The 21,016-nt window shown below is 44.0% G+C and carries 19 protein-coding genes and 1 other annotated feature; of the genes, 6 read left to right on the forward strand and 13 right to left on the reverse strand.

Going from position 1 to position 21,016, the window contains the following annotated elements:
- Positions 1-4: 4 nt before the first annotated feature.
- From Q0V21_RS21605 to Q0V21_RS21615, 3 genes are all read right to left on the reverse strand, one after another.
- Positions 5-1,198, reverse strand: a complete 1,194-nt coding sequence (locus tag Q0V21_RS21605) for a WXG100 family type VII secretion target (RefSeq protein ID WP_301880569.1) — start codon at positions 1,196-1,198, stop codon at positions 5-7.
- Positions 1,199-1,375: 177 nt separating this feature from the next.
- Complete coding sequence (locus tag Q0V21_RS21610) at positions 1,376-1,528, reverse strand: hypothetical protein (protein ID WP_301880570.1); 153 nt, start codon at positions 1,526-1,528, stop codon at positions 1,376-1,378.
- 119 nt (positions 1,529-1,647) lie between these two features.
- Entirely contained in the window at positions 1,648-2,178 is a 531-nt protein-coding gene (locus Q0V21_RS21615; protein WP_301880571.1) for a hypothetical protein, read from the reverse strand.
- A 213-nt stretch (positions 2,179-2,391) separates the two neighbouring features.
- On the opposite strand from Q0V21_RS21615, the gene Q0V21_RS21620 reads away from it, so the two are divergent.
- Complete coding sequence (locus tag Q0V21_RS21620) at positions 2,392-2,730, forward strand: helix-turn-helix domain-containing protein (RefSeq protein WP_079348333.1); 339 nt, start codon at positions 2,392-2,394, stop codon at positions 2,728-2,730.
- 178 nt (positions 2,731-2,908) lie between these two features.
- On the opposite strand, the gene Q0V21_RS21625 is transcribed toward Q0V21_RS21620, so the two are convergent.
- The 6 genes from Q0V21_RS21625 to Q0V21_RS21650 form a co-directional block, all read right to left on the reverse strand.
- Positions 2,909-4,141: a Fic family protein gene (locus Q0V21_RS21625; protein ID WP_079348334.1), complete on the reverse strand. Its 1,233-nt coding sequence runs from the start codon at positions 4,139-4,141 to the stop codon at positions 2,909-2,911.
- 79 nt (positions 4,142-4,220) lie between these two features.
- A complete protein-coding gene (locus Q0V21_RS21630) occupies positions 4,221-5,915 on the reverse strand; it encodes a histidine kinase N-terminal 7TM domain-containing diguanylate cyclase (protein WP_079348335.1) in 1,695 nt (564 codons plus the stop codon).
- A 340-nt stretch (positions 5,916-6,255) separates the two neighbouring features.
- Entirely contained in the window at positions 6,256-7,026 is a 771-nt protein-coding gene (locus tag Q0V21_RS21635; protein ID WP_079348512.1) for an AAC(3) family N-acetyltransferase, read from the reverse strand.
- Between the two features lie 194 nt (positions 7,027-7,220).
- A complete protein-coding gene (gene araA, locus Q0V21_RS21640; RefSeq protein WP_301880572.1) occupies positions 7,221-8,645 on the reverse strand; it encodes an L-arabinose isomerase in 1,425 nt (474 codons plus the stop codon).
- A 218-nt stretch (positions 8,646-8,863) separates the two neighbouring features.
- The gene (locus Q0V21_RS21645) at positions 8,864-9,559 is read right to left on the reverse strand and encodes an L-ribulose-5-phosphate 4-epimerase (RefSeq protein ID WP_024629599.1); all 696 of its coding nucleotides are present in this window, start codon (positions 9,557-9,559) and stop codon (positions 8,864-8,866) included.
- A gap of 3 nt (positions 9,560-9,562) precedes the next feature.
- Entirely contained in the window at positions 9,563-11,179 is a 1,617-nt protein-coding gene (locus Q0V21_RS21650; protein WP_079348337.1) for a xylulokinase, read from the reverse strand.
- A 395-nt stretch (positions 11,180-11,574) separates the two neighbouring features.
- Between Q0V21_RS21650 and Q0V21_RS21655 the strand changes: the two genes are divergently transcribed.
- Entirely contained in the window at positions 11,575-12,666 is a 1,092-nt protein-coding gene (locus Q0V21_RS21655; RefSeq protein WP_079348514.1) for a GntR family transcriptional regulator, read from the forward strand.
- Between the two features lie 237 nt (positions 12,667-12,903).
- Here Q0V21_RS21655 and Q0V21_RS21660 read toward each other — a convergent pair whose 3' ends face one another.
- Complete coding sequence (locus Q0V21_RS21660) at positions 12,904-13,548, reverse strand: nitroreductase family protein (protein WP_079348339.1); 645 nt, start codon at positions 13,546-13,548, stop codon at positions 12,904-12,906.
- Positions 13,549-13,663: 115 nt separating this feature from the next.
- Complete coding sequence (locus tag Q0V21_RS21665) at positions 13,664-14,113, reverse strand: RrF2 family transcriptional regulator (protein WP_079348341.1); 450 nt, start codon at positions 14,111-14,113, stop codon at positions 13,664-13,666.
- Positions 14,114-14,426: 313 nt separating this feature from the next.
- Between Q0V21_RS21665 and Q0V21_RS21670 the strand changes: the two genes are divergently transcribed.
- A complete protein-coding gene (locus Q0V21_RS21670; RefSeq protein ID WP_301880573.1) occupies positions 14,427-15,887 on the forward strand; it encodes a hypothetical protein in 1,461 nt (486 codons plus the stop codon).
- 144 nt (positions 15,888-16,031) lie between these two features.
- A complete protein-coding gene (locus tag Q0V21_RS21675) occupies positions 16,032-16,889 on the forward strand; it encodes a hypothetical protein (protein WP_301880574.1) in 858 nt (285 codons plus the stop codon).
- A 113-nt stretch (positions 16,890-17,002) separates the two neighbouring features.
- Here the strand turns inward: Q0V21_RS21675 and Q0V21_RS21680 are convergent, their stop codons facing one another.
- Together Q0V21_RS21680 and Q0V21_RS21685 are read right to left on the reverse strand one after the other, a co-directional pair.
- Entirely contained in the window at positions 17,003-17,812 is an 810-nt protein-coding gene (locus tag Q0V21_RS21680; RefSeq protein ID WP_301880575.1) for a GNAT family N-acetyltransferase, read from the reverse strand.
- A 46-nt stretch (positions 17,813-17,858) separates the two neighbouring features.
- Positions 17,859-18,095 (reverse strand) — a binding site (T-box leader).
- A 159-nt stretch (positions 18,096-18,254) separates the two neighbouring features.
- Positions 18,255-19,472 (reverse strand): sensor histidine kinase, encoded by a 1,218-nt coding sequence (locus Q0V21_RS21685; protein WP_301880576.1) that lies wholly within the window; start codon positions 19,470-19,472, stop codon positions 18,255-18,257.
- A gap of 278 nt (positions 19,473-19,750) precedes the next feature.
- On the opposite strand from Q0V21_RS21685, the gene Q0V21_RS21690 reads away from it, so the two are divergent.
- Positions 19,751-20,137 carry a MerR family transcriptional regulator gene (locus tag Q0V21_RS21690; RefSeq protein WP_079348351.1) on the forward strand — a complete coding sequence of 129 codons (387 nt, stop codon included), beginning with the start codon at positions 19,751-19,753 and terminating at the stop codon, positions 20,135-20,137.
- A gap of 14 nt (positions 20,138-20,151) precedes the next feature.
- A complete protein-coding gene (locus Q0V21_RS21695; protein ID WP_079348353.1) occupies positions 20,152-20,913 on the forward strand; it encodes an SDR family oxidoreductase in 762 nt (253 codons plus the stop codon).
- The last annotated feature ends 103 nt before the right edge of the window (positions 20,914-21,016 follow it).

The raw sequence follows: 21,016 nt of genomic DNA on the forward strand, positions 1-21,016 counted from the left end.
CGTATTACTCCTTCCAATGTCCTTGATCTAAAATCCTGACTTGTTCCGGCGTAGCAGTACCTGCTTTTCGTGCAGCTATTGCATCATACCACTTATACCCCTCAACCCACTCGCTTTCTCCAATCTTGTAAAAAGACTGTGGCCTGTTGCCCCCATTACCCGGAATTGTTCTTTGAATTACCCACGTGTTCCCTTGGTCAATAGGGGCACCAGATGTTCTAGTGTGCCATCTAACTTCATACTTATATGTCTCGTCACTCCATTTATAGGTTATCTGTTCATAGCCATCATTCATTGATTTAGCTTTCATATTCGCACTTTCAGGAATCTCAATTGGAGCAGTTTGAGCATATCGTTTTGATATAGCTAATTGTTCATCTACATTCATATCAGAGAATTTTTTATTAGCTTCTATCTTTCCATTAGAACCTATGCCCTGGTCCTTACCTGTCTTCTCTTTAGCAGCCTCCATATTCTTCTTAATTTTCGTCACGGCTGGACTAGATGATGGTAAGCGAAATGGCCCCTTGCCGCCCGGCATGCTCCCGCGAACCATCTGGATCGCCATAAACACTTGGGCAAATTTTAGAGAGGTAACCATGGTTTGAGCATAAGAATCAGAGACAGATTCACCTGTATAGGGATGTATTCCATTCTGAAATGCCTTGATCTGTAGTGTAAATATATCTTCCCCAGGCGGTTCAACCTTCACAGCTTGCATGCGATTAAAGTCCAGATTTCCCTGATCCTTCTCATAAGCCTGAAGGGCAGCCTGATCCGTAACACCTTTCTCGTTCACAGGCATCCATCTTCCAAACATAGAGTTATATGCCATCCGATAGCCCTTATCACCCGAGCTTGAATCACCTGCTGATTTGGTCATCATAGCCGCGGCACCGACTGCTCCAGTTGCACCACCCAGACTTACCAACTGAGCATCTGCATCCTGGAAGCGCGTAGCGATGTCCTTCAATTCCTTGGATGTGTTCACCATACTCTCCAGCGCTTTATCCAGTATAGGGCGCGATTGCTCAAACTCATAGTAAAACCGCTCCTGCGTCGCACCCATCCACATCATCTGAATGAACATGATCTGTCTCGTCAGATCACCACGTATATGCTCCAACTGTTGTTTGGCCTGATCCACCTGATTCGATACGTGATGTAGTTGCTCAGGGGTTACTTTGATTGTACTCATACGTTTCTCCGCTCATTTAAAATAGGATTAACCAATGTTAGCAGAAGTTTGTATGACAGACCATCCGGCTAACATCCTGATTTGACCATTTCTAAAACATAAGCTGTACCACTCATCGGTGCTATGGTCCTATATGCATTTACCCATTTCAAAGCACTTATCACCAGCAAATCCCCCTTACCCTATCTCCTCCAAAAAAGCCCGATACCGCCCAATCTGCTCCACTGTCGCATCTTCCCGCAACGATTCTAGTAGTGCTGCGCATTTTTTGAAATACGGATTCATCTCAAGCTCATCCGCTAACCTGAGCGCCTGCAAAATGAACTCCACCGCTTTCTTTTGCCTCCCCATCCCTTGTTCGTATAAAGCCCGGTGAAAACAGTAATGGTACATATGATCGTTGTTTGAAGAATCTATTTCTCTGCCACTACCTTGAACCTGACTCGCAATCATATGTAAAACTCGATCAATCTGCCATCGATACCGGACCGCCGCCCCACAATCGTTCTCAGACCTGCTATACATTCATCTGGGTGCCCTAGCAGAAAATTCACATACTCCTCCAGCAGCTCTGCATGCCCCGCATTAATCTCCAGCGCATACCGATTCACCTGTGCTCGATGCCTAAACTCCTGAACTACCTGCATTCCCGCCTCATCCAGCTCTTCCATCCATCCTAGTTCTGCATACTGGTCGATACACGCCCGCGCCTGATCCACCTGTCCCATCTTCTGGTGAGCCATACCCCGCATCAAATGACTGAACCCGTAATAGTAGACCAAGGGACGCTCAATGTGTATATCTGGTGCATGCACTCCCTTTGACTGATACTCCTGCCGCTCTTCATGGATAGACTGCACACATTGATATAACATGTCCGCCCTCTCCATCACCTTTTTCCAATTTTCAAAAGCCACAGCCATGTCCAACATTTCAACAATGATGTCTGGTTTGAGTGATTTTAGGATAGATGCTCGCAAAATGTTTCCTCCTCTAATTTGGGATAGGATAAGAAGTATGCTAATTCCGTAATATCACAGCTTAATTAATTATTTTCCTTTTAGAAACTCCAAAGAAGTAGTACAATAAAATAAATATAGTACTTAATCGCAGCTTTTTCAATATATTTTACCGCCTTTATATCTCTGCTATTTACAACGATACTCTCCTAACCTTTAGGAGAGGTGGTTAATATGTCAACATTACGGAATTCAGTTGGAGAACGGATTAGAGAAATTCGAAAGGCGAAGGGTTGGACACAACAACAACTTGCAGAGCACTCGGGACTCGATGATGCATATATAGGTTCTGTGGAGCGTGGGGAAAGAAATTTTTCTATTGATACCTTGGAAAAAATTGTTACAGCTCTAAAAGTCTCAACTTCTGATGTATTCATTGCTATAGATGAGGATGAAGAAATCTCACTACGACGTAATGCAATTGATGAATACTCTGTAGTCATTAACGAGCTTAAGAAGAACCAAATTGAAATTATGAAAAAAATCATAAACGAGTTGAAGAATGCTTTTTGAAGCTAAGCTTTAGCTTATGGCTGTTCTCTTTCTAAGTAGATAAATGACCTAAATTAATCAGCCAGCTTTGCTGAAGAGGGTTATACACATCAGAGCCGATAATGCCTATAATAATGTATATTTAGATTTTCAGACTAAAATAAGCCCTTTCCAGGCTTTCAGGAAAGAGCTTAAAAATTCATGTAGATAAAATCGTTTCAATACAACCATCACAAACTTGATACGATTTTGGTTTTTTACTTACTAATTTAACATATCCCTCTTGAACTAAATAATCCATGACTTTGTTGATCATATGTCTGGACATATTAGACAGTTCCATTAAATTTTGCACAGACAAGATCATTTTATCCGCTACAAATACATTAATGCTAACGATTAAATATAATATGTTTCGTTCATCTTTATATTCTTCCCATCGATCGCTATTCATATATTCCTTAATTCTCTCCAGTTTCATTAGGTTTATTTCGAGATCTTCAATAATCCCACTCTGTCCACTGGAGAGTAATTCAAGCATATGGATTAAGAAAAACGTCATATCTCCTTGATTCAAAGGAAAAGCTATTTCCTCTAATGCCTTATAATACTTGGGTTTATCCCTATTTACGGCATAAGAAAATGTTATAGCTGTATACTTATCCAAATAATGGGATAGATAACTTCCCACTATTAAGCGGCCTGTTCGTCCATTACCATCATAAAATGGATGAATGTACTCATAATAATAATGAGCAACCATGTACCGATATAGTGGGGGATGTGATTCATCTTTTAGATAATTAACGAGTGCTCCCAAGGCTTCAACAATATTTTTCTCAGAACTTACACCAATATGTGTTGTAACAAAGCCATCATTTATTTCGACATGACCTTTACGGAACAAATCACCATCAGGAATGTCCTCGAGTTTAATTTCATCTGCCACTAGATCGTCATATAATGTCCTAAAATCGTGAACATGTTCAAAAGGCTTGATTTGATCCATATAGCGATATGTTTTCATGAGTCCCTGAAATCTCTTGTTTTTAGGCTCCGACTTTCCCACTTCATTTAAAGCGTCTTGTAATTCCTTCTTTGTGCTACGTATTCCTTCAATTTCGTTGTTACTCTGAGCCTCATTAATAATAAGCTTATCAAAATAAGGTTTTACTATAAAATCAGGCAGCTTACTAATAAGCAGAGAAATTTGGGAGCTATTTAATAAGACCTGATTATTCAGAGTCATTAATTGATGAGTATTTACATAAAACAGCTCGAAAGATTCTGGTAGTTGCTGTCCTTTTCTAAACCCTCTGATCATTAATCCTGTTAGGTAACTACCGTAGCTTTCTTTTCTTTTGTTTAATTCAATATGATACGACTCATGATCCAATTTATAATATAGCTTAGATAACTTCTCATACTTCATAAAATCACCTTTCTATTTTTAAAAATTGGACGTTTTTTAAATTATATAACCATTATATCCACAATTCAATTAAATATTCTCACAGAACAACCCGCTCAAACTCCCCAAACTCAATCCGATTACGGCCATTCTGCTTCGCCTGATACAACGCCTTGTCTACCGCAGCGAACAGCTGAATCAAATACCCCTCCGGATTGTCCGGTACATGCTCACATTCAAAATCCTCAATAGACAAAATCCCTATGCTAATCGTAATAGACACCTGTTCGATCTCATGATCCACCACAATGAGGTTCGACTCCACCGCTAATCTCACGCGTTCCGCTATTTGTTGGGCTAACTGGCGTTCGGTATGCGGAAGGTAGATCATAAATTCCTCCCCGCCATATCGCGTTAGAATATCGGTACTCCGAATGGATTCTTTGACGGCCTGAGCGGTGCGTTGCAGCACTTCATCCCCGATGACATGTCCGTAGCGATCATTGATCGCTTTGAAGTAATCAATATCCAGGAGTATGAGTGAAAACGGTGTTTTGTATTGAATGTTGGTGATGACCTCGTGATTCAGGTGTTGGGTCAGGTAACGGCGGTTGTAGCAGTTGGTTAGACTGTCCGTTAGAGCGAGTTCCTCCAGCTTGCGATTGGCCTCGGACAACTCCAGACGAATGCGATCCAGGGCATGATTGCGCTCCTGAAGCGTCTCATTCTGTCGATTCATTTCTTTGACATAGAAGCGCTCTTGAGAGACATCCTGGAACGTAACGATATGACCAATAGGTTTACGAGAAGAATCCACAATCGGAGACGATTGGAGAATATAATGACGCATAATGTCGCGCTGCGTGATAATTTCAATTTGAGACAGGATATTGTCCTTTTGTTTATACTGATCCAGAAACGTCTGACTGCTGCCCTCTACACGAACAGAATTCAGAAATGCTTCCATATCAAAAGAATCCCCCACATGCAGATCCATGAAGGATCGGGAGGCTTTGTTCAATTCAATAATCATCTCATTCTCATCCAATACAAGGATGCCGTAAGGAATGGTATTGATCACATCCTCATGGGCGATGGAAACGAGATCGAACACATTGTATCTTTTAATCACATAAACGAAGAAAAGGTCAGACAGGAAAATCCCCAGCGACGTCAGTCCGGGAATAATGAAGGGTAAATACGCTCTTAGAACTACATTAAGCAGAGCGTCGATGGTTGCAAAAACAGCCAGCACGAATATGCCCCATAGCGTAACTTTCACCTGGTTTTTAATCATGGTGGACGTTCGTGAAGAATAAAGTGCCCGGAACAAAATAAAGAGGGAAGTCACAAAGTAGCTCACGAGTACAGCCATGACAACCCAGAACCAGGGTCCATAGGCCCGCTCAACATAACCGCCTTCCAGCGGAGTTACAAACCAGCTCCACGGGTTCAGGACCACGCCTACAGCGCCAATAACCGCGGGAATAAATAGCAGGAAGGATCTTATTTTGCCTAATCGCTCCGCCTCACCAGTAATAAAGATGGTAAGCAGCAGCCAACCGCCCCCGAGCAAGGAAACCGCGACAAAAGATAACGTAACATAGAACAACTGCAAGCCGGGATCATCCGTCAACGTACTCGCAAACTGACAGAATGGCCACAGCATCATCAACCCATGAAACAAAAAGTAAACCTTATGTAAGTTCGTAATTCTAACTGTAGCAAAAACATATACGTATACACCAAACAATAGGACGAATAGAAAGAGATCATACCATACTAATGGGCTCACGAATCTTCTCCTTTTTGCATGCGACAACGAGGATAGTATTGAACTGGGGTATTTCATAACGCTGCTTACGCTAATGTGAACCTTCGATAAACCTATAAAAGATATTCCTACAATGTGCTATTGGTTAAATTAACCACATCTTATCATACCGCTACTGGACTGAGTAGCCCATACAATGGCAATCCAGCCAACCTCTGATTGAATTTTTCGCAATTTTTGCGTTTTCGTGAAAGAATTTGAACGTTTGGATGCAAACCGGGAGGGAAGAAGACCTTGTTAGCTGTCGTAGGAGGTACGGAAATGCGTATATAGAGCCCTCCGTCACCGGACGGCCCACTCCTCATTCGTACATCGCTTCCAAAGGTAAATTGTCCGAGAACAAATCCGGATTATCTTCCAGCATGTCCGTGATTACTTCTGTCAACATCGCCGCATCGCATACTCTGACGACTGCATCACCAAGCTGCCCCTTACGCATTGCTCCTTTACGCTCAAGAACGTCATCCACTTTCCAAAAGTGCTCCGACCACGACAATCCGCAATGTCTACGTGAAGGTACCGAAATCTCGGTTCCATCGGGTAAAACTGTGCTTAACATCTCAGGCTCATCCGTTAACCTGCCCGGGATGTCCACCCATTCTTCGATGCCATGGATAAACGTGTTCCTCCTCAGATCAACGCCGACCAAAAGGATGGTGGCCTTCCGATCAAGCAGCTTACCCCAGGCAGAGCCTCTGGCACATGGTGTATCAAAAAGATGATCGTCCTTCGTAAATGCTTCGGCATCCCGTCCCAGAGCAGCTACCGAATGTGTAGGGTGCCAAGAACGTACTACGTCAGGCCGTTTGCGAAACAGCTCAGGCAGAATACCGACGCAGCAGGGTGAAGATTCCACGTGGAACATCGGATTGTCCGCATTGATCGTGGACCATGTGTGCGTTGGCAGCACCAGCAGTCCTTCCTTCATATACTCGGTCAATGCATCCAACACCGTATCCGCGCCGCCTTCGACTTCGCCCATGCTTTTCATGGAAGAGTGAATGAGCAGCGTTCCTTGGTCGTCGATACCGAGCTTGCGCAGTTGGTGGAGTAAACTTTCTTGGGTATGCATCATTAATGGATAACCTCCTTTGGGCTATTATAGCAAAATAGAACGTAGACGACGGTACTAACATTATCCTTTGTCTTGGAGAGAGCACAAGATCCGTTTCTGACCAAATACCATGCGTCTCAGAGCAAGATAAAGGGCCGGGGAATCCCCCGGCCATAAGGAAAGAATTTGTATGAGTTCATGAATAACAAAACTTATTTAATCACAACGTACTCCAGGTTCACCAATTTAGCATAAGTAACAATCTGGTCTGTTGTCAGGTTCAAGGAAACTACGGTATGGTGACCGCCGCCATTCTCGATCCAATCTCTGACCCCATCCTGGAAGTTGGGCTTCACATTCCACAGTACACGGGCTACTGGCAGATTAGGCGCTGGAACCGTCGGTTCAAATGCGGATACTTCGTTGATTAACAGTTTGTAATGCGTACCGAAGTCTGCCATGGATACCACGACACCTTCTCCTGCTTTGCCGTCGAATACGAGACGTGCAGGATCTTCACGATCGCCAATACCCAGTGGGGACACGATGATTTTCGGTTTATTGCTGGCGAGTGTCGGGTCAACTTCAAGCATATGGGATTGAAGGATCGCCTCTTGACCAGCCGCCATTTCGTACGTGTAATCCTCCATGAAGCCCGTGTTTTCGTTATGGGCCATAACTTTAAGCAGGCGGTCGAGTGCAGCCGTTTTCCAATCGCCTTCACCTGCGAAACCATACCCTTGGGCCATCAGGCGTTGTACAGCCAGACCCGGAAGCTGCTTCATACCATGCAGATCTTCGAAGTTGGTGGTGAAGGCACTGTATCCACCTTCGTCCAGGAAACGTTTAATCGCAATTTCATAACTTGCTTGTACACGTACGCTAGCTTCCCAAGCTTCTTTGCTGTTTGTGCCATAATCGAATTCATACAGCTCCGCATACTGAGCGATCAGATCATCGATTTCTTGCTCTGTTACGACATTCACGTATTGCACAAGGTCGCCGATACCGAAATAATCAACTGTCCATCCGAATTGGATCTGTGCTTCCACTTTATCTCCTTCGGTCACGCCCACGTTGCGCATGTTGTCGCCAAAACGAGCAACCTTGATGTTGAAGCTTTCGTTATAGGCAACCGCTACGTCCATCCAATCCGCAACCTGCTGCTGCACTTCTGGGCGCTCCCAGTAGCCAACAACGATTTTGTTTTGTTTTCTCAGGCGTGCATTGATGAAACCATATTCGCGGTCACCGTGAGCCGCTTGATTCAGGTTCATAAAGTCCATGTCGATCGTCGCCCAAGGAATGCTTTCATTAAATTGTGTCGCCAGATGAAGCAACGGTTTTTGCAGCAATTTCGTACCCCGAATCCACATTTTTGCAGGTGAGAACGTATGCATCCAGGTGATCACACCCGCCACTTCGTCACGATAGTTCACTTCTTTCATGATGCTCGTGATTTTATCTGCGCTTACCGCCAAATCCTGCAATACGAGCGGGTATGGCAGCACGCCACTTGCATTGAGAGCATCCGTGATTTTCTGTGCGTTGGCTTTAACCTCGCCCAGTGCTTCTTCCCCGTACAGATGCTGTGAACCTACGACGAACCAAAACTGTTTAGCTGCTGTTGTTGACATGTAATCATCCTCATTTCATTTTTATAGTCGAACATATGGGTTTACACTTACTGCTCCGATTGCAGTACCATCTTCCGATCGCTGGTTATCCCCGGATTTTTTGAACCCTTTTTTAAAGGGAAAATCCTGTGATAAACGCGAGCGCTCCGCTTCTTCAGATTGGTTCTGCACTCTCCGTTACCGTGTAAAAATCAGGCACTACATAAGGTCAGTACTAATTACTTCTGCCCGTAGTACGCGTCTTTTCCGTGTTTACGCAAATAGTGTTTATCCAAAATGCCTTGTGGCAGTTCTTTGGCAAAGTTATTCAATTGCCGCGCATACAGGTTCATTTTGCACACTTCCTCCAGCACGACGCTGTTCACCACCGCCGACTTGGCGTCTTTGCCCCATGTGAACGGTGCATGACCATGAAGCAGAACAGCCGGGATCGCCATCACATCCAGTCCGCGCTGTTCAAACGTCTCGATAATGACATGGCCTGTCTCCGCTTCGTAGCCGCGATCGATCTCTCCCTGGTTCAAGAAACGGGCACAAGGTACGGCACCATAGAAGGTATCAGCATGCGTCGTTCCCATCACAGGTACGTCCAATCCGGCTTGCGCCCAGATGGTCGCCCAAGTGGAATGGGTGTGCACGATACCGCCGATTTCCGGGTAATGTTTGTACAGTACCGCGTGAGTGGCGGTATCAGAAGAAGGTCTCATTTCGCCCTCTACCACATTACCGTCCAGATCGACCACAACCATGTCGCTTGGTTTCATCTTGTCATAGCTGACACCGCTCGGTTTGATGACAAACAGACCGCTATCCCGATCCATCGCGCTGACATTACCCCATGTGAACTTCACCAGTCCGTGCTTAGGAAGCTCCAGATTCGCCTCATAGACCTCTTCTTTCAGTTGTTCTAACATGTGTTAGCCCCTCCCGTTCTCTACCAGATGATCTACCGCCGCCTGCTCAATCGCGAGGCCCTTCCGGTAACGTTCGATAAAAGCTTCAAATCCTTTGACATCCGATGCATCCGGTGCAACTTCCTCACCCTCAACATCATGGAAGACCTTCTGCTCAAGGAACACATCCAGGCTCTCCTGCTGATCCTTGTTGATCATGTACGAGGCCAGAAGCGCCATTCCCCATGCACCGCCTTCACCCGCTGTAGACATCACTGACACCGGCACGTTCATCGCTGCAGCTACGATCCGCTGTCCGACAACAGGGGTCTTGAACAGACCTCCATGAGCCAAAATGCTGTCAATTGCCACATGCTCGTTCTTCGTCAAAATATCCATGCCAAGCTTGAGTGCACCGAAAGCAGTGAATAAATGCGTGCGCATGAAATTCGCCAAATTAAAGTTGCTTTCCGGTGAGCGGACGAACAATGGACGGCCTTTGTCGAGACCCGTAATGTTTTCACCTGAGTAATATCCGTAGCTCAGCAAGCCGCCACCATCCGGGTCGGCTTCCAACGCCTTATTAAACATCACGCTGAACAATTTGCCGGTATCCACTTCGTATCCCATCGCCTCGGAAAATTCACGGAACAAGCCCAGCCAGGCGTTGATGTCGCTGGAGCAGTTATTGGCGTGAACCATGCCCACAGGGCTACCGTCCGGCGTCGTAACCATATCGATCTCGGGATACACTTTGGATAATTCCTTTTCCAATACGATCATCGCGAACACGGACGTGCCGACGGAGATGTTGCCCGTACGCTTTCTCACGCTATTCGTTGCCACCATGCCCGTTCCCGCATCACCTTCCGGCGGACAGAGCGGAATGCCTGACTGCAAATCATTCGAAGGGTCCAGTAGCTTGGCTCCCGCTTCGGTTAACTCACCAGCGTTCTCACCTGCGAGACACACCTTGGGAAGAAGTTCCTCGACTTTCCACGAATAGCCTTTGTCTGCGATCCGTTCATCGAACTGCTTGATCATAGATGGGTGATAATTATGCGTAGACTCATCGATTGGAAAAATGCCCGAAGCGTCGCCAATACCGATGGCTTTATTACCCGTCAGCAGCAAGTGTATGTAGCCAGCCAAGGTTGTCAGGTGGTCGATGCGAGGCACATGAGCCTCTTCGTTCAAGATCGCTTGGTATAAATGGGCGATGCTCCAGCGTTCCGGGATATTGAACTGAAGAAGATCCGTAAGCTCTCTCGCAGCCTTCCCCGTAGTCGCGTTACGCCACGTCCGGAACGGTACCAGCAGTTCTCCCGCACTATCCAATGCGATATATCCATGCATCATGGCGGAAAATCCGATGGAACCTACCGTTTGCAACGTGATTCCGTATTTCCGTTCCACGTCTTGCTTCATTTCACGATACGCGGTCTGAAGACCTGTGATAATATCCTCCTGGTTGTACGTCCAATATCCGTCTTTCAGGAGGTTTTCCCATTCAAAACTGCCTGACGCGATGGTCTCGAAACGTTCGTCGATCAGCACCGCCTTGATCCGTGTCGATCCAAATTCGATGCCTAGTGAAGTTGTTCCCTTGGTAATCGCTTCTTTCATATCCACATGACTCATGATCACGTAGTCCCCTCTCTGACCACAGTAGGTAAAAGTAAAAATAGTTTTGGCTTAGGATGATTGAAATGAATTCATATTCCGGTTTATTGAAAAGAATGCGCTTTCCTTTTCTGACAGCCTTAGTATATTTTTTGTACGTACATTTGTCAATAATTTATAATAGTTATACTTATATTAATTGAAATATACCGTCTAAATGATCTAATTTCTGTACTCAACAGGCTTTGTTGTAAGGTACATATCTCTGCTTTGTAATAGGAGTTGTACGTTTCAATTCAAAAAAACTGCTGTTGCATTTCCATTCCATTTGAATCATGATAAAATATGTACGTACAACTATGGATATGACGATGTTTTTTTATAGATAAGTAACGATGAAAGAAGTGGACTGTGTGAAGCCAAAGTATCAGGTCATCATTGATGATATTAAGAGCAATATCCTGTCGGGGACCTATAGTGTGGGCGAACAAATCCCTACCGAGTCCGCATTGCAGGACAGCTACAACGTGAGTCGCCAGACGGTGCGGAAGGCCATTTTGGAGCTGTCGAACGAGGGATTTTTGAGAAGCGAGAAAGGTTCCGGCACCTATGTGAGCAATCTGTATCGATCCAGAACCGGCGGGAACACGATGAAAAAAACAATCGGCGTCATCACGACGTATATCTCCGATTACATCTTCCCCTCCATCATCCGCGGCATTGAAGGCCGATTGAATGAAGATAATTACTCGTTGCTGTTAGCCAGCACGAATAACGACGTTGCCCAAGAGAAAAAAGCGCTCGAAATGATGCTGGCTTACGGTGTCGATGGGCTGATTGTTGAACCGACCAAAAGCAATCTGTACAATCCCAACATTGCTTATTATCTTTCCTTTAAAGAGCAGGACGTTCCGTTCACGATGATCAATGCCTTTTATGAAGAGCTGGAGGTGCCTTTCTTCTGTCTGGATGACGTGCAGTCCAGTTATCTTGCTACCCGGGAGCTGATCGCCAAAGGACATAGCCAGATCGGCATTATCGCGAAAATGGATGACTTGCAAGGAAAGTATCGGATGAAGGGATACATCAAAGCGCTGGGTGAAGCCAAGCTGCGTTTTCATCCCGAGCAGGTACTCTCGTTCGATACGGCATCGAAGCCGGATCTCTCCACCAATCTGGAAGTGTTCCTGGAGGAAAACAGAGATGCGCTGACATCCCTTGTCTGTTACAACGACGAAGTGGGGCTGGAGGTCGTACATGCATGTAGGAAGCTGGGGATTTCGATCCCGGACGAGTTATCCATTATTGGTCAGGACAATTCGTACATCGCCAAGAACGCCAACATCAAACTTACGACGTTAACCCACCCCCAAGAGCAAATGGGCCGTGATGCAGCGGATTGGGTCATCAAGAAACTGCAAGGCAAAAAGGATTTGCCTACCAACACCTATTACCAGCCCGTACTGGTTGAGGGTGAGACGGTGAAAGAAATTGAGTTGGAATAGTATATGGACCGAGATTTGGTTGATGTAGGTTGGTGTGTTTGCGGCATACAAAGGGACATCCCTGCCTGCATCACCCATCATTTGACCGTCATCGCGATGTTCATGCTGAAATATGAAAAGGCTGCCGTAATGGCAGCCTAAGATGTCTTGCAGATGCCTTGCTTTAGTCATTCTTTTTAGCTAGAAAGGGAACTACGTATACCCTCAAGGCGTGACTCTCCCATGGAGAATCCTCCATTATTTTGTGATGCCATTCCAGAACGTCAGCTCGTCAATCGGCAGTCGAGTGGTCGGATGTCCCGGCTGTGAGGCTTTGCCGATGGAAATGAGAATGGTTGGAACATAACGTTCGGGAATATCGAACGCTTCAATGAATTTATTTTTATCGTATCCAGCCATTGGAACAGTATCATAACCTCGCGCTTTGGCGGCAAGCATGAACTGCATTGATAATAAACCACAGTCAAATATGACGCCATCTTTGATATATTGAGCATCCATGCTTCCCAGCATACCCTTCATATTGGTAACCAATGATTCCTTAATTTCTTTAGTCATATAACCTGCTTCTACAGAAGCATCATAAACGGAGTCAACCTGTTTGATGTATTCCAAGTCCCCCAACACCGCAATAACGGCCGAGGAGTCTACCACCTGCTGTTGGTTGTTCGCGATGGGAAGTAATTGTTCTTTCAGAGCCTGATCATTAAAGACAATGAATTTCCATGGCTGCATATTCGCGCCAGATGGAGCAAGGGCTGCTTCAGTCAGGATATCTTTCAATTCCTGCTCTGACATCTTGAATGCAGGATCGTAATTCCGTACAGAACGTCTTTCCTTCACCACTTCCATAAAGCTTTGCTCTTGTTTTACGCTCTCCATCCCGTTTTGCCTCCCATATATTATACTGTGTATTTTTTAACACAGTTAAAGATAAAAAAATATACCACTAACTGTGCTAATATAAGCACAGTATATATGTGGGATAGGGATGTTGTCAATTCTCCATTATCGGACTCATCCTGTTAGCCATGTCGGCTATGGTGTATTTTCGCAGGATTTCCAAAACGCTATCATTGATTTCTTCCGTAATATCGTTGAACATATCATGCATCTGCATACCAAAGGCGTGTTCACCCGTGGAATCCAGCATTCCTTCGCACAGCGATGCCTCGGTCTGAAGCGACATATATATATCTGCCAGTGTCACCAATTCCGGCGGCTGCTTCATGCGATAACCTCCATCGCGTCCTTCACGAACCTCCAGAATATTCTCTTGAGCGAGTTTGGCTAATATTCGACGTATCAATGTGGCTTCTGAGCATAAATGATCGGCGATATTGTTACTTGGATAGCGGTTAGGACTATCCGACATGAATACAAGGGCCTGCAATGCCAAGCCAAATGCCTTGCTATTGGAGGGACAGGTATGTTTGGCCTTTTTCATCGTACCGGGCTCCCTTCTTCGTTGCGTCCTGTGTGCATTATAGCAAACCCCAAACAGTCGTTCAACACGGCATGGAGGTTTGCAAACTGTAGCTTGCTACTATATAAACCAGAAGGTACACGCCGATGAAATATAAGAAGAGGAACCTTCCAAAACAATATATCTTCGAACCCTTGGATAGTAAGCTAGTAATACAGCTATTCTGTTCAAAGAAACTTCAAAACATCATATAATAACCACTTAACAAACCATCGTAATTGGTATATTATACAATTGTAGCAAAAATTTATTATATTCAGAGGAGGTTTTAACCTTGAAAAAGACGCTGTCTATGGTTGTCGTCGTAAATCTGCTTTTCAGTTTTGCCTTTGGCTTTCAAGCGTTTGCTGACGATGACATGGCCGAATCGGGAGTTCACCCTGATGCCCATGTCGCAGAACAGGTACTGCAGCCAAGTGAAGAAATCATATTCGAACTTACCAAGGCTGCTTCTGAGCTCGATTCATCCAAACTAAAGAAGCATCGGGTAAAGGCATCTGTCAATTTGGAATCGGCTACCGCGTCTTCAGAATTACAAAAGGGACTCATTTCGGCTCCGCAATCGGTTATCGCTACAGCCACAGCAGAGACTAATACATACACGGGCTACATCCAACAAGAAGGTACCTCCAGCTTTTTATACCCTATCTATGTACAACCGGGAAGCATACTACAGGTACAAATGGATAATCCTGCATCAGCGCAGCTAGATTATGATCTATATCTCTACGAATTTGACATGGTCACTGGTGATTTGAACCCAACTCCAATTGATTATTCCATCTATGGCACGTATCTCAATAACTACGGAAATGGATCCAGAACCTTGTCTGAAAATGTCGGCACGAAAAATAGCACGGCCAGTTCCAAAGCCTATTTAATTGAAGCCTACGGCGCAGTTGGAGGCAGCATCAATGAACCATTCACTCTAACTGTCTCAACTAGCTCAACCTATGATTCGTACGAGACGGATGAGAATGCACTTCATGCTTATCCTTTCACGGTAGCAACTGGTGGCTCTACTCTTTCAAGCCGTTCCATTAATTCGGAGATCGATCAGGATTGGTATAAGATCACGGTTCCCGAAAGCAGAAATTACGATGCCATGCATATCGATCTGGATCAAGCCTCTGTAGGCAATGGCTATAAAGCGGAATTGTATAGTGCATTAAGCAATAATCGGATGGCACTGGTTCCCTCCACCAATGGCAATGTGTCGCTAGGGACGGGCACATATTATTTGCGGGTGTATACAACAAGCAATTATTCGGATAACAACTATTCATTACACCTCCAGCCCGTATTAAGAGCCGATAAAGTCGTGATCACAGGTTATAACTCCAATGGTGGTCCGAATGACTACCCCACATATACTTATGGACGCTACTACCGTATAACAGGAACCAGTTTTACGGTGACTGGCGTTGCCGCGACATCAGATAACTATGCGGTAGCCAATGCAGAAGTAGAAGTCATTTGGGAGAATGATTATTGGACCGAAGGCAGCAACAACAGATATCGGAGTGCAAAGGTTATGACAAACAGCAGCGGTCAATTCACTGCTACCTTATCCCTGCCTCCTTCAACCGGGAGCATAAGTCAATACTTGCCGGGAGCCATAAGCTTCACGCATTATTATGATATTTGTGGTGTGCTGGCGAAGGTAACGAGTCGTCCGAGTGCAAATGATACGGATATTGTGTATCACTTTGCCTACAGCATATACGGAGGTTAATCAGAGCGAGAAAAAGCAATGGGCGATTCCAACATGCCTGTTGCTTTTTTTGTCCAATCATATTAAAAATATGGAATAATATTCCGATAGTATGAAGAGAAGTGAATTTTTGGAATACATCAAACGAATAGGGGTGTTTTTATTATGAAGGTTCAAAGTACGACTCCGTTTGACCTCAATGCCTACATTCAATCGAAACAACGCGCGGATAAGCCGTCCTTAGTCACAGGCACGATACCCGAACTGTCACATAACAACGACACAGTGGAAATCAGTCCGGCTTCCAGACAGTTAGCAGCATCCGATATTGTGAATCATTCCGCTACATATTTTGGAACCGTTCAAATCAATGATTCCTTAAATCGCTTACTCACGGATCAACCCTCAGAGGTGAAGGAAGCTGTCTATGGCATCATTCAATCCAATCTCATTACTAACGTTACCGGAGAAGAGGAAAGATCTGCATTACTAGAATTGGGTCTCACTCAAGCAAAGTATATCGCGGACAACTATATGAAAGGGGATAAAGCGACGGAATTTATGAATACGATTCGTCAAATCGCCGCCATCTCCACAACCAGAACCGTAGATCCTGAGACGAAAGAAATCCATTACGAGACACCGCCTCAGAGACCTGTTGGGGCTCCAGATGATTATATCGATCTAACCTATATGATGAAGAAATTCGAACCGAAAACGCTGGACAAGCTCCAGGACGCAATTGTGAACGGAAAAGACTGGAACAGCATTCTGCAGAGCTTCGCCAAAAATGCATCGACTAATCAGGACTGGTTGAAGGAATACCAAGAGGACGTAGCCAAATCAACCGGAAATATCGCTCAGGAGAACAGATTCGTAAACGCCTCTACTACCAGCTTGTCTGAGTTTGTCGAGGATATTAAGAACATGATTGCCCATGCTGGATTAGAAAATAGCGATTTTCTGACAGACAATATAGAAGCATTTATGCGAACTTTGGCAATCCCGAAATCCAATGGGTAATAGATAAGATTTACCAAAACTCCTGATCAGCATGCCACTGAGAGTCAAAACAAAAAATACTATATATGCCTAAATTGACTCTCAGTGAAGTCATGCTCTACATCGCTTTTCTCCTATTTGAATTTAATGTCAGCTACTTGACCACTTTCAACAAAACCTATATTTTGATAAACCTTATTCGCATCAGGATTCTTCAAATCTGCATAAAGCATCGGATCTAACCCCTCTGATTTAAGGATAGAACATAATTCTGCCACAACTGCACTAGCGTATCCTTTCTTACGAAAGGCATACGGCGTATATACTGCATTAATTCTTGCATGTCTTGGAGAACGATGTGCAATATTAGCCATGGATACAGGGTGTCCATCTACTAGCCAGAGATACAAATTACCTGTCTCTATGATCGACTCCGCTGCTTGAATTTGACTAGATGGCTCAACCTTAACTCCATAAGCTCCTTCCGAGAAACCAGCTAAAAATTCCGCAACCGTCTCCAAATGATGTCTAGTAGCTAGGTGCAAATTACCTTCTACATGAACTGGCTTCCTTGCCTCTGAACAAACGTAGGATTCCATCATCATATAAGGAACGTATTGGAGCCCATTAGACTCTGAATATACGTCAGCAAAGTGATCAACAGTCGTTCGGTCACCTGATATACCAGGAAGCTCCGTTCCCTTGATAACTTCTAAAAGTTCTTGCAGGAGCTTGTTCTTTTCCTCAGCTGCAAGTTCCTTGGAAATCCATAACCAAGCGTTGTGCCCTTCTGACTGGGCAAAGATCATTGTTTCATTAGAAGCCTTTAGGCAGGTTGAACGCTCTGACTCGCAAATACGATGAATAAGATTGTACTGGACTTCGTCAGCCATAAACATATTCTGACGCAGTACTCGATCTTTTACACCAAACTTTTGCCACATACCCATTCCTCCTCGATCATTATAAAAACACAAAAAACTCCATCCCATTAGGGACGGAGTCTATTCCGCGTTACCACCCTGATTGGTGTATGATTGAATACACCCTCTTTGTCATCGTCCAACAACGATGCTTCTATATAACGGTAGAATACCGGGCCCGTCTACTATTATTTCGAAGGCCTGCTCTGAGGTGATTTTGGATTCGGATACCTACTGCCTCGCACCAACCGCCAGTTCTCTGAATGGTTTTTCCGCATCTACTTGTCCTCTTCGTAGCATTTAATTACAAAGTAATTAGATACACTATATTGGTAAAGGGATATTATGTCAATTATTTCAAGTCCTAATACCGCAATTCTCCATCATATTAGCTTGGTTATGAAGAAGCATATCCTTACATGGGGGCTATCCTTGCAAACCCCAATGCGGATCTGAAATGACTTCACTCCCCATCCGTCGCCAGGAAGCGAATCGTAACGGTTGTTCCCACACCTTTCATACTCTCATAATTAATTTCCCCGTCATATTTTTCTACAATATTAAAACAGATCATTAATCCTAGTCCCGTTCCATTACTTTTTAATGAATAAAACGGCGTCCCGAGTGACTTCACCTCATCCTCTGACATTCCGTTCCCTTCATCAATGATCCTGATCTCGATATAATGATGATTTCTTTTGGCAATCACAGTCACAGGTTTTCCCATATTTGAAGCTTCCAAAGCATTTTTAATTAAATTCATCAGCAACTGCTTAAACTCAATGGGATTAATAAAAATGAAGCAATTCTCCTCTGCCTCGATATTCATCTGATTATCAGATAACATCGCATAGGAACGGACCAGACCTGTTACGCTCTGTAGAGCATCTTTCACATCCACTTTTTCCGGCTTCTGATCTTTATTAGGCTTGGAGAGGGTTAGAAATTGGGAGGTAATCTGTTCAACGGTATTTAGCTCATCAATCATTAATTTGAACTTGTTTTTGATTGGATCATCAAATGCAGGATCTTCTCTGTATAGCTGCAAAAAACCTCGAACAACGGTGACTGGATTTCTAATCTCATGCGCTACAGCTGCCGTCAAATGGGCTATCATCTTTAGACGCTCCGATTGTTGTAATTGCTCATGGTAGAGCTGCTGCTTTTTCATACGACTAAAGGATAGATGGAAGATGAGAAATAATAATACCTGGCTCGCTATAATATTAATGAGGTTCCCTAGGATATCATGATGTAAATATGAATATACATTCCCTTGATCAATCAGAATGATATAACCAAACGTAATCAATATTAAAAATCCATTCACAATGATGGAGAAATAAAACAATTTTAAATCAAAAAACAGAATGGCAAGTGAAGGAATAAGACAAATGAGGATATAGGTAGTCCATGTCTCTGGATATAAGAAAAACAGGGTATAGAAATAAGCAAAGCCAAATAAAATGATGACCTTTCTGAAAAAATAGGTTTCATGCTTGGGGTAGACCAACAAACAAACCGCTAGAATGGCCACACATGAAAAATGGATCACATACCCCAAGGTAATCCCGTTTAATTCTGTCGTCGATAGTATTAATCCGGCTAGCATAAGAGCAATGAGCGTTAACATGGAAATATAATAGGTTTTTCGGTTGACCTGACTATACAATTCTTTCATCCACTCACCACTTTAAATTAATGTCGACACCTTCGGTGTTTATGTACCCTTTTCATTGCTATATTTAAAGGCATCCAAGTGGATGCCCTTACCTATAATAGCATTGTATCTCATTTAAGTAGCTATACAATATGAAAATCTGATAATAAAAAATTCCCTTTACCCGTGAGACTGATTACATCCAAAAATAAATGATCTTACCTTATTGACTTAAACCATGGTTTAAGTCGTATGCTATACCTGTCGACAGAGTTAACATCCATTTGGAGGTCTCCACCATGAAGTATTTTTCCATTAGTGAAGCTTCAGCCAAATTGAATATTCCAGATTCAACATTACGTTTTTATGAGAAAAAGGGACTTCTGCCCATGATTGAGCGTGATGATGCTGGCAGACGATTATTTTCAGAAGATCAGATGGCTTTATTGGAAACCCTTGTTCGCTTAAAAAACACGCATATGCCCATTAGTCAAATTAAGCAATATATGGACTGGATCATAGAAGGAAATTGTACCCTTGAGGCCAGGCTTGAAATGATGCAAAATCACAAGCAAGCGGTGCTGGATGAAATTTCATTGATGCAGGAATCCCTAAAGGGAATTGATTTTAAAATTAATCGTTATACCCATCAGATACAGGAAAGAAACGAAGAAAAAGAAACCTAAGAGGAGCAACTATAATGAAACTTTCAGGAAATACAGTACTCATTACCGGCGGAAGTGCTGGCATTGGATTAGCATTTGCAGAGCGCTTCTTAAAAGCCGGGAATACAGTCATTGTTACTGGACGACGCGAAGCTGCCCTTCAACATGCAAAAGAAACACACCCGGGCCTTATTACGTATGTGAATGATCTGAGTATTGAATCTGAGCGTGTGGCATTGTTTGATTGGGTAACCGTGAACTATCCGGAAGTAAATGTATTGGTCAATAATGCCGGAATTCAACAGCGTTTTAATGTGCTCAAGTCAGATGTGAAGAACGATTGGAGTTATTTCAATAAAGAAATTACAACGAATATTGAGGCACCTTTGCATCTATCCATGCTGTTCGCTCCTTATCTTGCAGCCAAAGAAGAGGCCACGATCATTAATGTCACTTCTGGTTTAGCTTTTACGCCGTTTGCGATTGCTCCGATATACTCAGCTACCAAAGCGGCCCTTCACTCCTTTACAATCAGCCTGAGACACCAGCTTTCGGATACGTCTGTAGAGGTCATTGAAGTTGCTCCTCCGGCAGTAAGTACAGATCTGGGTGGAGCAGGGCTGCATACGCATGGAGAACCATTGGATGCTTTCGCAGACGGAATTTTCAAGGGATTAGAAGAGGGGCACAAGGAAATTGGATACGGTACCTCTGTTGCTCGCTTACGCATGTCTCGGGATGAAATCGACAAGTATGCAGAGCAGATGTATAACACAACGAAAAATCTAATTGATTAACTCATCTGCGAGCCACGTGTGGCTATTCAATAGGTCCACCAAACACGCTCATATGCTTCAAATAAAACAGGCAGATGCAGGCTAACCGCCGCATCTGCCTCTT

Origin of the sequence: Paenibacillus sp. 11B (assembly GCF_030487755.1) — a bacterium.
Classification (GTDB): Bacteria; Bacillota; Bacilli; order Paenibacillales; family Paenibacillaceae; genus Paenibacillus; species Paenibacillus vandeheii.